The 12,746-nt window shown below is 71.3% G+C and carries 8 protein-coding genes; 7 read left to right on the top strand and 1 reads right to left on the bottom strand.

What is annotated here, in order from left to right; genetic code table 11:
• Positions 1-34: 34 nt before the first annotated feature.
• From AC5P1C_RS07475 to AC5P1C_RS07460, 4 genes are all read left to right on the top strand, one after another.
• Positions 35-3,694 (top strand): S8 family serine peptidase, encoded by a 3,660-nt coding sequence (locus AC5P1C_RS07475; RefSeq protein WP_493864853.1) that lies wholly within the window; start codon positions 35-37, stop codon positions 3,692-3,694.
• A 219-nt stretch (positions 3,695-3,913) separates the two neighbouring features.
• Positions 3,914-6,322 (top strand): glycosyltransferase, encoded by a 2,409-nt coding sequence (locus tag AC5P1C_RS07470; RefSeq protein WP_493864852.1) that lies wholly within the window; start codon positions 3,914-3,916, stop codon positions 6,320-6,322.
• Positions 6,319-7,542 carry an acyltransferase family protein gene (locus AC5P1C_RS07465; protein WP_493864851.1) on the top strand — a complete coding sequence of 408 codons (1,224 nt, stop codon included), beginning with the start codon at positions 6,319-6,321 and terminating at the stop codon, positions 7,540-7,542. Before AC5P1C_RS07470 ends, AC5P1C_RS07465 begins: the two co-directional genes overlap by 4 nt.
• A 385-nt stretch (positions 7,543-7,927) precedes the next feature.
• Positions 7,928-8,293, top strand: a complete 366-nt coding sequence (locus AC5P1C_RS07460; RefSeq protein ID WP_493864850.1) for a DUF488 domain-containing protein — start codon at positions 7,928-7,930, stop codon at positions 8,291-8,293.
• Between the two features lie 100 nt (positions 8,294-8,393).
• On the opposite strand, the gene AC5P1C_RS07455 is transcribed toward AC5P1C_RS07460, so the two are convergent.
• Positions 8,394-10,085, bottom strand: a complete 1,692-nt coding sequence (locus tag AC5P1C_RS07455; protein WP_493864849.1) for a serine/threonine-protein kinase — start codon at positions 10,083-10,085, stop codon at positions 8,394-8,396.
• 219 nt (positions 10,086-10,304) lie between these two features.
• Here AC5P1C_RS07455 and AC5P1C_RS07450 point away from each other — a divergent pair, with 219 nt between their 5' ends.
• The 3 genes from AC5P1C_RS07450 (at position 10,305) to AC5P1C_RS07440 (ending at position 12,529) form a co-directional block, all read left to right on the top strand.
• Positions 10,305-10,601, top strand: coding sequence for a hypothetical protein (locus tag AC5P1C_RS07450; protein WP_493864848.1), 297 nt, complete (start codon positions 10,305-10,307; stop codon positions 10,599-10,601).
• Between the two features lie 112 nt (positions 10,602-10,713).
• The gene (locus AC5P1C_RS07445) at positions 10,714-11,448 is read left to right on the top strand and encodes an HAD family hydrolase (protein ID WP_493864847.1); all 735 of its coding nucleotides are present in this window, start codon (positions 10,714-10,716) and stop codon (positions 11,446-11,448) included.
• A gap of 187 nt (positions 11,449-11,635) precedes the next feature.
• Positions 11,636-12,529: an ATP-grasp domain-containing protein gene (locus AC5P1C_RS07440; protein WP_493864846.1), complete on the top strand. Its 894-nt coding sequence runs from the start codon at positions 11,636-11,638 to the stop codon at positions 12,527-12,529.
• Positions 12,530-12,746 lie beyond the last annotated feature (217 nt).

The raw sequence follows: 12,746 nt of genomic DNA, 5'->3' as shown, positions 1-12,746 counted from the left end.
ACCCCCGCCCGGGTCCGACGAAGAGAGGGCACCCATGACCCGATCACCCGCCCGGCGAAGAGCGAGGCTGCTGCCGGCCATCGGCCTCGCGTTCGCGCTGCTGCCGACAGGGCAGAGCGCGAACGCCGCCCCCGCGGACGCACCGCAGAAGCGGGCAACCCCCGTCGTTCACACGGTCACCCTGGTGACCGGCGACAAGGTCACCGTCACGGAACTCGGCGGCGGCAAGAAGACCGTCACCGTCGAGCGGCCCGCAGGGGCCACCGGAGCCGTGCGGAGTGAGATCGCCGGTGACCGCATCACCGTCGTACCCGACGAGGCGCGGCCCTATCTGAGCGCGGGCACTCTCGACGAGCGGCTCTTCGACGTGACGGAGTTGGTGCGCCAGGGGGTTGAGGGTGCGCTCCCGCTCATCGTCACGTACGAGAAAGGCTCGGCTCGTGGCGCTGTGACGCCCCGTGGTGCCGACAAGGTGCGTGCGCTGCCGAGCGTGGGCGGCGTCGCCGTTGAGGCCGACGAGCCCGCGGCACTTTGGCGGGATGTGGCGCGGGGCGGTCGGGGTCTTTCCGGCGGCGTCGACAAGATCTGGCTCGACGGGCGCGTCGAGGCCGACATGGCGCAGAGCAACGAGCAGATCGGCACCCCCAAGGCCTGGGAGGCCGGGCTCACCGGCAAGGGGGTGAAGGTCGCCGTCCTCGACACGGGCGTCGACATCGGCCATCCCGGTCTCAAGGGCCGCGTGGACGCCGCCAAGAGCTTCATCCCGGGCGAGGAGGTCGCCGACCGCAACGGCCACGGCACCCATGTGACCTCGACCGTCGGCGGCAGCGGCGCCGAGTCCGACGGCAACAAGGAGAAGGGCGTGGCGCCCGGCGCCGCCCTCTCCGTCGGCAAGGTGCTCAGCGACGAGGGCTCGGGCAGCGAGTCGCAGATCATCGCCGGGATGGAGTGGGCGGCCAAGGACGTCGGGGCCAAGGTCGTGTCGATGAGCCTGGGGTCGCGGGAGGTGAGCGACGGCACCGATCCGATGGCCGCCGCCGTCAACACCCTCTCCAAGGACACCGGCGCCCTCTTCGTCGTCGCGGCGGGCAACACCGGTGCCCCCTCCTCGATCGGCTCGCCGGGCGCCGCCGACTCCGCGCTGACCATCGGCGCTGTCGACTCCGCCGACAAGGCCGCCTACTTCAGCAGTCAGGGGCCGCGATACGGCGATCACGCCCTCAAGCCGGATCTGTCGGCTCCTGGAGTCGACATCCTTGCCGCTCGGTCCCAACTCGCGCCCGGCGAGGGCTACTACACCGAGATGAGCGGTACGTCGATGGCGACCCCGCACATCGCGGGGGTCGCCGCCCTGCTCGCCGAGAAGCACCCGGACTGGAGCGGTGCGCGTCTCAAGGACGCGCTGATGTCGACGTCCAAGCAACTCGACGCGTCTGTCTACGAGTTGGGTGCCGGTCGCGTCAGTGTTCCGGAGGCTGTCGGCGCGCAGGTCACCGCCGGCGGAAGCGCCGATCTCGGCTACTACTCCTGGCCGTACGGGGACAACAAGCCCGTCACGAAGACGGTGACGTACACCAACGCGTCCGACAAGCCGGTGGAGTTGAGCCTCAGGGCCGAAGGCGCGGCCGAAGGTGTCGCCACCCTCGCCGACAAGACGCTCACCGTCCCCGCACAGGGCACCGCGTCCACCACGGTGACCGGTGACGGCGCGAAGGCGCCCGTCGGCAACACCAGTGGCCGCATCGTCGCGAGCGCCGCCGGGGAGGAGGTCGCCCACACCGCGTTCGGCCTGGTCAAGGAGGAGGAGCGGTACACGCTCACCGTCCACGTCAAGGACCGTGACGGAGCGGCCACGGGAGCCGGTCTCGTGTACCAGCGGCTCGCCGAGCAGGTCGACCCGGTCCAGGCGGAGGTCGGTGACTCCGGCACCCTGGAGCTGCGCCTGAAGCCGGGAACGTACGCCCTCTCCTCGTTCCTCGACGTGCGGGGCAGCAAGGGCAAGGACTCGCTGGGTCTGGGATTCCTTGCCGCGCCCGAGATCGTGCTCGACCGGGACCGCGAAGTCACCCTGGATGGGCGGAAGTTGCGCGAGGTCGGCGTGGACGTCGGCAAGCGGACGGAGACCCGCCAGCTCCTGATGGAGTACGACCGCCGGGCGAACGGCGCCGCCCTGCAGGGCGCTGTCCAGGTGCCGGTCAAGTACGACAGCATCTTCGCGGCGCCCACCGCCGAGGTGGCCGACGGCAGCTTCGAGTACCGCACCGTGTGGCGCCTCGGCAAGCCGACCCTGGACGTGAAGGGCCTCGGCCATGTCGTCGCGCAGCCCGGCGGCACGGTGAGCGACGGCCGGAGCAAGCTGCGGATCGTGGATGTGGGCGGCGGAACCGCAGCCGAGTACGCGGGCAGAGATGTGAAGGGCAAGGCCGTCATCGTGCGGCGTGGCGATGGTGGCGTGACGCCCGGTCAGATCGCCCAGGCCGCCCAGGACGCCGGCGTGAAGGCGTTGTTCGTGACCGACGAGGTGCCGGGGCGGCTCAACGCCTGGTTCGGTACCGACGGCAATGAGGACCGGCCGCTGCAGATCGGCACGGTCGACGCGGCGGACGGTGCGCGGCTGGTGGCGGCGGCGAAGGCGGGGAAGTCGGTGGAGACCACCGCGACGTCGCGCACGCCGTATGTCTACGACGTCTCGGAGGGTCACAAGGGCGCGGTTCCCCGGGATCTGACGTACGAGCCGTCGAAACGTGAACTCGCCGTATTGGACACGAAGTTCCACGCGGTGAAGCCGGTGGCGGGCGGCGAGTTCCGCTACTCGCTGACGGACACCTTCTCCGTCGGGATCGGGTTCCAGGAGAAGATCGACTATCCGGTCGAGCGGACGGACTACGCGTCCACGGGCGCCGGTCAGCTGTGGCACGAGTCGGTGTCGGTGGGGCCCGGCGCTCTGGAGGAGCGGAGCGGCCTCGTCAGCTACCGGGGCGGCAAGCGGGGCGAGCTGAACTGGTTCAAGCCGGTGTGGCACCCGTGGCTGGGGACGGGCCTCGGCTGGGGGCAGCAGCGGTACGGGAACACGCTGGAATTCAACGTCCCCGGGTGGGGCGATTCCGGTCCCGATCACACGGGGTTCGGTGATGTGTGGAACGACGACTCGATGACGCAGTTCACCGAGGTGTACGCGGACGGGGGGCTGGTCGACCGGCGCAAGAGTTCGGGTGCGTACGTGTGGGACGCGAATCCGGCGTTGACGACGTACAAGGTCGTGACGGACACGACGCTTGATCCCGAGCGGTGGCGGCTCGCCACGAAGGGGCACTCGGAGTGGACCTTCAAGTCGAAGGAGACGGCCGGTGGCGCGAAGGCCTACCTGCCCCTGCTGAATCTCGGGTTCGATGTGGACACGGATCTCGCGGGCGATGTGCGGGGCGGGCGTTCCCTGGATGTGGGGATCTTCTCCGAGTACGTGGCGGGGGCGGTGGACACCGGAGTCATCGGCGGCGGCAAGCTGGAGGTCTCTTACGACGACGGGAAGAGCTGGAAGAGCGTTCAGCTGGACCGGGACGGCCGTAAGGCCGCGTGGGACGGGGAGTTGAAGGTTCCTGGCTCTGCCGAGTTCATCTCCCTGCGGGCCTCGGCGAGTGACGACCGGGGTGGGTCCGTCACGCAGGAGATCGTGCGGGCGGTGGGGGTGAAGTAGGGGAGCAGCTCGTATGTGGGCCGGGCTGGGTTCTTCCAGCCCGGCCTGTTCATTCTCTGCACCGGTACGTAATGAGAGCGTTACGCCACTGAAGGTGCGGTGTCACAGTGATCGTTGAGGCTGATGTGGCCGATTGCCCCGCTTTTCAGGGGTAGTTGGTGGCCTGACGAAAACCAAGCGGTCCTCCCCCCACAATCCGAACAGGATGGGACCACATAGATGTCCATCTCCCCGCCCACGGGGCGTACTTTCGTGCGCCCGAAAAGTCCTCCCCCCTGGCCCGCCCATGCTCCCGGCGGCCACCACGTCCTGGCCGTCGGTTCGCCGGGGCCCAGCCGGGAACTGCTCACCCGGACCCTGAGACTCACCGGGTACGCAGTCACCCACGCCGTACCCGGCGACGTACACCGCCAGGTCAGGCAGGCGCCACCGGACGCGATCGTGGCCCTCGACGACGGCCCCGACGGGCGGCAGCAGGGGCTCGACGTCATACGCGAGGTCCGCGCCGCCCCGGCAGGGCAGGCGCTTCCGCTGCTCATGGTCACGGCGGCCCGCACCCCCGGCCCCGCCACCGTCGCCGATCTGCTGCGACAGGGCGCCGACGACTGCCTGCCGGAGGCCTGTGACCCGCGCGAGCTTTCCGCGCGGATAGCGGCCAAGCTGCACCGCGTCCCGGTCCCGGTGGAGCACCTGGCGCGCGATCCGCGCACCGGCCTCTACTCGGGCCCGCACTTCATGGACGAACTCGACCGCGAGCTCGGCCGGCCGCCCGCCGCTCGGCGCGGCGGTGTACTCGCCGTGGTCGGCGTCGCCGAGATGGCGGCCCTGGAGACGCGGCTCGGGCCGCGTGTGCGACGCGAGGTCGCCGAGCGGCTCGCCGGGGTGGCGGAACGCCTGGGCGGGGTCTGTGATCGGCTCGGGTGGGACGAGGACGGGCAACTGCTCGTGCTCATGCCCGGGGTCGACGAGGAGACCGCCACCCGGAGCCTGCGGGAGTTCGCCGTGTCCGTGGCCGGGACGCGCTTCGTCGTCGCCGACGAGAACGTCCGGCTCACCCCGGCGGTCGGTTGGACGCCGCTCGCCGATTACGCCGACCACACCCGGGCGGCCGAGCACGCGCGGGACGCCGTCGCCGAGGCCGTGCGCCACCGGGATCTGCGCCCCGTCCGCTACGAGCCGTGGATGCGGACGAGCGCCCCGCACGGCCACCGCAGGGCCCGCGCCGGGCTGCGGGCGCTGCTCACCTGGGCCACTCGGCTGCTTTCGCCCGTGCTTCCGCTGGTCCTTGGTGTGGGTGTGCCGTTCCTGCTCTACCAGCAGGCGTACGAACTGGGCTGGGACGCGGCCGGGTTCGCGTACTGGGTGGTGGTGGCCGGGCTCGTGCTCTCCGCCCTGCTCATCATGCTGGAGTGCCTGTTCTCGCTGGACGCGAAGGCCCGGCCCGAGCGGCCCGGACAGCCCTATCCGTCCGCGAGCGCCGTCATCGCCGCGTACCTGCCGAACGAGGCCGCGACCATCGTCGACACCGTCGAGTCGTTCCTGCGGCTCGACTACCCCGCCGACCTGGAGATCGTCCTCGCCTACAACACCCCGCACCCGCTGCCCGTCGAGGCCACCCTGCGCGAGATGGCGGCCCGCGATCCGCGCCTCGTACTGCTTCCGGTGGCCGGGAGCACCTCCAAGGCGCAGAACATCAACGCCGCGGTCACACGGGTGCACGGCGAGTTCGTCGGCATCTTCGACGCCGACCACCACCCCGCCCCGAACGCCTTCCGGCACGCGTGGGACTGGCTGTCCAACGGCTACGACGTCGTCCAGGGCCACTGCGTCATCCGCAACGGCGACAGCTCATGGGTCGCGCGGACGGTCGGCGTCGAGTTCGAGACGATCTACGCGGTCAGCCATCCCGGGCGGACCAGGATGTACGGCTTCGGGGTCTTCGGCGGGTCGAACGGCTTCTGGCGCACGGACCTGCTCGCCAGGACCCGGATGCACGGCTCGATGCTGACCGAGGACATCGACTCCACGATGCGCGCCCTGAACGAAGGTGCGCGGTTCGCCATGGACCGCACGCTGATGTCGCGCGAGCTGGCGCCCACGCTCCTTCGCCCGCTGTGGAACCAGCGCTCGCGCTGGGCGCAGGGCTGGCTGCAGGTGTCGCTGCGGCATCTGTGGGGCGCGCTGCGTTCGCCGGTGTACTCGGGCAGGCAGAAGGCGGGGCTTTTCGTGCTGCTCGGCTGGCGTGAGGTCCAGCCGTGGCTGACGCTGCAGATCCTGCCGATCCTGGTGCACGCGGCCTGGCGCGCGGGCGGTGCCGACCGGCTGGACTGGGCGGTGCCTGTCTGCCTGATGGCGGCCGCGTTCACGATGTCGGCCGGGGTGGTGCAGGCGGCCTTCGCGTGGCGGCTCGCGGTACCCGAACTGCGGCGCCGCAAGGCGTGGTTCTGGCGCTATCTGTTCGTCTCGACGTTCTTCTACACCCACTTCAAGAACATGGTGGCGCGCCAGGCGCACCTGAAGGAGGCGCTCGGCGACCGCCAGTGGCGGGTCACGCCGCGTGCCGCCGCTTCCGCTGCCGCCTCCGCCGCCGAGAGCGCGGCGGTCGCGGAGCCGGCGGTGCGGACATGAGCGCGACGCTGACCGCCGCGCCGGCCCCAGCGGCTCCCGCCCCGCCCGCCTCCCGCGGGCGCGCGCCCGAACTCCAGGGATACCGCGGCCTCGCCGCCTTGAGCACCGTCCTCTTCCATGTGTGGCAGGAGTACTACACGTACGACGCTGCGGGATCCCACCCGCCGGTCGACAGCCGGTGGCTGGGAGCGCTGGTGTCGCTGGAGGTGATCGACCTCTTCTTCGTGATGTCCGCGTATCTGCTCACGCTGTCGTACGCCCGCGCGGCCATCGACGGCGGCTCCATCCGCACCGGGAGGACCTTCCTCTTCCGGCGGGCGATCCGCATCCTGCCGCTGTACTTCCTGGCGGTGCTCGTCGTCTGGGCCTCCCGCAATCCGACGCTGCCGGGCGACTGGCGCGATCTGGTCGGGCACCTCACGTTCATGCACGTCTTCGACCGGGAGCGGATCTTCTACACCCTGGGGCCCACCTGGTCCCTCTCCCTGGAGGTCGCCTTCTACCTGGCGCTCGTCGCGCTCGGGCCGCTCGCGGTGCGGGTGTGCCGGGGGCTCGCGACACGGCGGGCGAGGGTCGCCGTGTGCGCGGCGGGGTGTGCGGCGCTCTTCGTGCTGCCGCTTGTCTGGATCTCCGTCGCGCACTACGCCGTCGGGGTGCCGCACACCAACTGGCCCGTGTACTTCGGCCCGCAGGCCCGCTTCGGGGGCTTCGCGGCGGGCATGGCGCTCGCGGTGCTGCTCGTGGCGCTCGGCGAGCGGGGCAAGCTGGGCGCGCGGGCGACGGTCCCGCTCGCGGTGGCGGCGCTCGCGGGGCTCTACGCCCTGTCGTACCTCTCCGACGCGGAGAACTTCGCCCACACCTTCTACCACCCGATCGCGGCCCTGCTCTGGTGCACGTTGCTCTATGCCACGCTGCACGTCCGGGCGCGTGAACAGGTGCGCTGGCACGGGCTGTTGAGGGCGCGCTGGGTGACGGCGGTCGGGCTCATCAGCTACAGCGTCTACATCTGGCACGAGCCGGTCATGCTGCAGCTCATCAAGTCCGGTCTCGTGCCGAGCGGTCAGGCGGGCTTCCCGTTCGCGGCGCTGATCGTCCTCGCCGTCGCGCTGGCGGTCGGGACGGCGAGTTACTGGCTCGTGGAGTATCCGGCGGGGCTGCTCGGCAAGGCGAAGGACGCCAAGGGCGCGACGCGGGACTTCTATCCGGAACCGACGCGCTGACGCCTCCCGGCACGCACCGCACACGGCGACGCCGCCTCCCCTGGGACGGGGGAGGCGGCGTCGCTGCGGGAACTTCTGGGTGACGTCAGACCAGCCAGCCGAGGAAGTGGGCGATACCGGCGACGACGTCAGTGATGATGTTCATGGTGGTGCTTCTCCTTGTGGGACATTCTCAGGATCTTCCAACTCCCGGCCCTCGTATGGGACATGGACCGGGAACGCGGCAACTACGGTCTGCAGCCCGTTGCTTGCGTTCCGTAATCATCGTCAATCACATGCGTCACATGCAATCCCTGACGCGACGATCACCTGTTCCAGGGAACAACTGCTCCCCTGTTCGCATTTTCGAGATGCGGAGGGCCCGGTCGGGCGCGACGATGGGCGTATGAAGGCCACCGAACCGTTCCCCGTGCGCCGCGTGTACGACCCGCCCGACGAGGCCGACGGCGTACGCGTCCTGGTCGACCGGCTCTGGCCGCGCGGCGTCTCCAAGGAGCGGGCGGCCGTCGACGAATGGCTCAAGGACGTCACGCCGTCCAGCGAGCTGCGTACCTGGTTCCACCAGCACCGCGACCAGTACGAGGAGTTCGGCCACCGCTACCGCGCCGAGCTCGCGGGCCCCGAGCAGCAGGACGCCATCCATCACCTGCGCGACCTCGCGGCGCAGGGGACGGTCACCCTGGTCACCGCGGTGAAGGACGTCGAGCACGGTCATCTGCCCACGCTGCGGGCCGAGTTGACGGAGAAGTGAGCCTCGGGGGCGTACGTCGCCCCGTGTGGGTCGGCCCGTGTGTGTCGCCCCGTGTGGGTCAGCCCGTGTGTGTCGCCCCGTGTGGGTCAGCCCGTGTGTGTCAGCCCGTCCGCGTGAAGGACCGGTGTGCCTCGATGAAGTGCCGCTCGCCCTTCGCCGCCTGTCCGGCGGGCGCGGAGACCCACAGGTCGTACATCTTGCCGCCCTCGTCCCAGCTCAGGTCGTACGTGCGGCGCGGTCCGCCGTCGCCGGCGCCGCCGTCCCAGGTGAACTCCCAGACGGCTGCGGGGTGGCCGTTGTGCGTGGTCGCCCGGACCGAGCCGTTGCGGTAGCCGGGGTAGTCCGAAGGGCCGTTCTTGTGCGCCTGCCGCATCACCGCGAGCGGTCCGTCCGGGTCGAGCGGCTGGGGGTGGACGCCGATGCGGAAGGCGTTGTTCGCCGAGTTGTAGAAGATGCGGGGCGGCTCGGCGGAGCGGACGAAGCCGGTGGGCGTCACCATCTTGAAGCCGGTGGGGTCCGAGACCGTCCGGTAGCCGGCGGGGGCCGGGTCATCGGGCTCGTCCGGCTTGTCGGGGGAAGCCGTCCCGCCCGGCTTGTCCTTGCCGGTGCCTTCGGGGGAGGGCTTGGGGGCGGCGGGGCTCTTCCCGTTCCCGTCGGGCTTCTTCGGCTTGTCGGCGCTCTTGGACGGCGACTTGCTCGGCTTCTCGGTCTCCGGCTTCTCGCTCACCTCGCCCGCGGGTCCGCCGCTTCCCGTCGCCTCCGACCCCGCGCTGGAATCGTCCCGCGTCATGAGCCAGGTGCCGGTGCCGCCCGCCGCGAGGGCGGCGACCAGGGCGCCTGCCAGGAGCGCCGTACGGATCCGGGGGCGCGCTGCCGGCGCGGGGGCGGCGCCGAGCACGATCGCGTCGTCGGCCGGGGGCGGCTGCGCGGGCTTGGGGGCCACCGGCGTGCGGGGCACGGTGGGCATCCGCTCCTCCACCAGGAAGCCGCGCAGCGCCTGCTCGGCCTCGTCCGCGCCCAGCCGCCGCTCGGGATCCCGCTCAAGAAGACCGCGTACGACGGGAGTCAGCGGCCCCGCGGAGTCCGGGATCCTTATGTCGTCCATGACGACGGCGTGCAGGACCCCCGCCACCGAGTCGCGGTGGAACGGCGACTCGCCCTCGACGGCGGCGCAGAGCAGCACACCGAGCGACCACAGGTCCGACTCCGGGCCCGTGCGCTTGCCCGACATGCGCTCCGGCGCGGTGTACTCGGGGGAGCCGACGAACGCGCCCGTCTCCGTGAGCGTCGTCTGCCCGGCGACCTGGGCGATCCCGAAGTCGGAGAGCACCACACGCTCCGTCCCCGCCTCCAGGAGCACGTTCGCGGGTTTGAGGTCGCGGTGCAGGACCCCGGCGGTGTGCGCGGCGCGCAGCGCGGCCAGCAGGGCGAGGCCGATACGGGCCGCCTCGGCGGGTGGGACGGGGCCATCCAGGGCCATCCGGTCGGCGAGGGAGCGACCGTCGATCAGCTCCATCACCAGCCAGGGCTGCGCGTCGTGCTGGACGACGTCGTGCAGGACCAGGATGCCGGGGTGCCTCACCTGCGCGACCGAGCGCGCCTCGCGCAGCGTGCGTTCGCGCCGCCCCTCGGCGTCGGCGGCCGACTGGCCCGCGTCGACGTGCAGCTCCTTCACCGCGACGGCGCGGCCCAGGAGATCGTCCTGTGCCCGCCAGACCGTGCCCATGCCGCCGCGCCCGAGCGGCGTCGTGATGCGGTAGCGCCCCGCTATGAGATCCCCGTGACTCGCCATGGCCGCATCATACGAACTCATGTTGTAAAAGGCGCAGTTGGGCTCATTGGTGACCGTGGTGCGTGAGTGGCGTGACCGGGCCGTGAAGAGAAGTGAACGGCGCACGCGCTGAAGGCGCGTGCCTCCGCACGCCGGATACCTGGCGTGCCTGATCGCCTACTTTGGGTGACTTGAGCGGATCGCGTCGGGAGCGGTCCGCACGGTGGAGGGGACATCAACATGATGCGACGACGCATGGCCGCGACCCTGGGGGCGCTGGCGGCCGCCGCGACCCTGACGATCGCGGTGCCGGGATCGGCGTACGCGGCGCAAGGAGTTCTGATCGTCAACGGCAACGAACACGAGGACCCGAGCGGCTGCTATCCCGTCGACCGGTTCCCGTCCTCGGTGACCAACCACACCGACGCCATCGCCGAGGTCCACTCCGGGCCCGGCTGCACCGGCCCGGTCGAGTGGCTCGTGTACCCGGGCGAGACGTACTACACGGAGACGGCTCAGAGCGTCTTCATCCTCTGAGCCTCTGATCCCTGCCGGGACGCAAGTGACACCGGCGCCTCGTTCCGCGGGGCGCCGCGTGCGCGACCGAGCCTTCATCGAGCCTTTACGCGGCGGCCGATAGGGAGATCTCATGTCAACTCCCCCGCTCCCGCCCGTCTGCGGCCCCGAAGGCCCGATCCGCGCCGTCGCCCCCGCCCCGGTGGCGCCCCCCAGGGCGGTGCTCTTCGACTTCTCCGGGACGCTGTTCCAGATCGCGGGGTACGAGGACCGCATCCGCGCCGCGCTGCCGGACCCGGTGGACGAGCCGACGATGGACGCCATCCTCACCTCCCTGGAGGCGGGTCTCTCGGACCCCGCGGTCGTCGAGGCCCAGCACGCGCGCGACGTCTCGGCCAAGGCCCACCGCCACGCCTTCACCACCTGGTACGCCTCGGCCCCCGCGCTCGCCCCCTTCGCCGACGCTCTCTACGAGCAACTCCGTTCCCCGGAACACTGGTTGCCCTACGCGGACGCCGGGCCCACGCTGGCCGAGCTCGACGTGCGCGGCATCGCGCTCGGCGTGGTCAGCGACGTCGGCTGGGATCTGCGGCCGACGTTCGCCCGGCACGGGCTCGACCGCTGGTTCGGCAGCTGGGTCCACTCGTACGAACACGACACGGAGAAGCCCGACCCGCGCCTCTTCGGCCACGCCTGCGCGGAACTTGGCGTGGCCCCCGCGGACACCCTGATGGTCGGCGACCACCCCGCCAAGGATGGTGGGGCCGCGGGGGCGGGGCTGCGGTCCTATGTGCTGCCGGGCGGTGCCGCGCCGGGGGCGGTGCGGGGGCTGCGGGCCGTGCTGCGGCTCGTCGACGGGCCGCACTGATCGCGCCCCCGCTCCCGGCGCCGTCACAGGTCGCGGCGTCCCACCCCCGTCACCGTGCCTGGTCGGGTCGCCCCGCTGAACTCCGCGGGGCTTCGCCGGGCTTCACTGACCTGGGCAAGGGGCTTGTCGGGGACACGTCGACAGGTTGTTAGCCTGCGGGGCGGATCATCGAACCCTGGAGGCCTCCGTGTCACCCGACCGCCCCACGATCGCCCTGGTCACCAGCAGGCCTCAGCTGGAGACCGGCCTCGACCGTGACCTCCCCGAGCTGGCACGCTCGCTCGGCGCGGCGGGCGCGGACGTCGCCACCGTGTCCTGGGACGACCCGCGGGTCGACTGGGAAGGCTTCGACCTCGTCGTCATCCGGTCCGCCTGGGACTACAGCGAGCGCGTCACCGAGTTCACGGCCTGGGCGGGACGCGTCGCGCGGCTCACCATCCTCGCCAATCCGGCGTCCGTGGTGCGGTGGAACACCGACAAGCGGTACCTGGAGGATCTCGCGGCGGCGGGAGTGCCCGTCGTGCCGACGCGCTATCTGGCGCCGGGAGACCCCGTCGACCTCTCGGAGGTGGCGGACGACGGCCAGTTCGTCGTCAAGCCCACCTCCGGGGCGGGCGCCCGCTACGCCGCCCGGTACGAGAAGGGCGAGTACGAAGCCGCTGGACGGCACGTCGAGCGGATGCACGGCGAAGGCCTCACCGCGATGGTGCAGCCCTATATGCCGCGTATCGACGAGACCGGGGAGCGCGCGCTCGTCTTCGTCGGCGGGCGGTTCCTGCACGCCATACGAAAAGGCGCGGTGCTTGCGCCGGGGGCCGCGTACGACGACGAGAAGACGCCGCACCCCGACCTGCGGCCGTGGCGGCCGACCCCCGCCGAACTTGAGGTCGCGGAGCAGGCGTTGGCGGCGGTGCCGGGCGACCCCGAGCTGCTGTACGCGCGGGTCGACCTCGTCGATGGGGCGGACGGCGACGTGCCCTGCGTCATGGAGCTTGAACTCGTCGAGCCGAACCTTTTCCTCTTCCTGCACGGGGACTCGTTGCCCGCGGTGACCGAGGAGATCCTCGCCGCTGCCCGGTAATCGGGTGGACGTGGCGGCCGGGGCGTGCATAGCCTGCCGCCATGTCCAGTCCCGAGTCCGACAGACTCTAGCCACCGGCCCGGCATGTCCGGTGGCCCTCTCTCACGTCACCGGATCCACGCCGTAGCGCGGACTGACATCCCCCTTTCTTCTTGGCGCGGCGCCCGCGTGCCTGCGTGGCACCCGTGGCCGGCCGCCGCCTCGTCGACCCATGACG

This window comes from Streptomyces sp. A18, from assembly GCF_059026065.1.
This window is presented reverse-complemented; position numbering and strand designations above follow the sequence as displayed.

Coding starts and splice junctions, on each gene's coding strand:
- AC5P1C_RS07470 (WP_493864852.1), top strand. CDS start 3,914: ATGTCCATCTCCCCGCCCACGGGGCGTACTTTCGTGCGCCCGAAAAGT.
- AC5P1C_RS07465 (WP_493864851.1), top strand. CDS start 6,319: ATGAGCGCGACGCTGACCGCCGCGCCGGCCCCAGCGGCTCCCGCCCCG.
- AC5P1C_RS07460 (WP_493864850.1), top strand. CDS start 7,928: ATGAAGGCCACCGAACCGTTCCCCGTGCGCCGCGTGTACGACCCGCCC.
- AC5P1C_RS07475 (WP_493864853.1), top strand. CDS start 35: ATGACCCGATCACCCGCCCGGCGAAGAGCGAGGCTGCTGCCGGCCATC.
- AC5P1C_RS07445 (WP_493864847.1), top strand. CDS start 10,714: ATGTCAACTCCCCCGCTCCCGCCCGTCTGCGGCCCCGAAGGCCCGATC.
- AC5P1C_RS07455 (WP_493864849.1), bottom strand. CDS start 10,085: ATGGCGAGTCACGGGGATCTCATAGCGGGGCGCTACCGCATCACGACG.
- AC5P1C_RS07450 (WP_493864848.1), top strand. CDS start 10,305: ATGATGCGACGACGCATGGCCGCGACCCTGGGGGCGCTGGCGGCCGCC.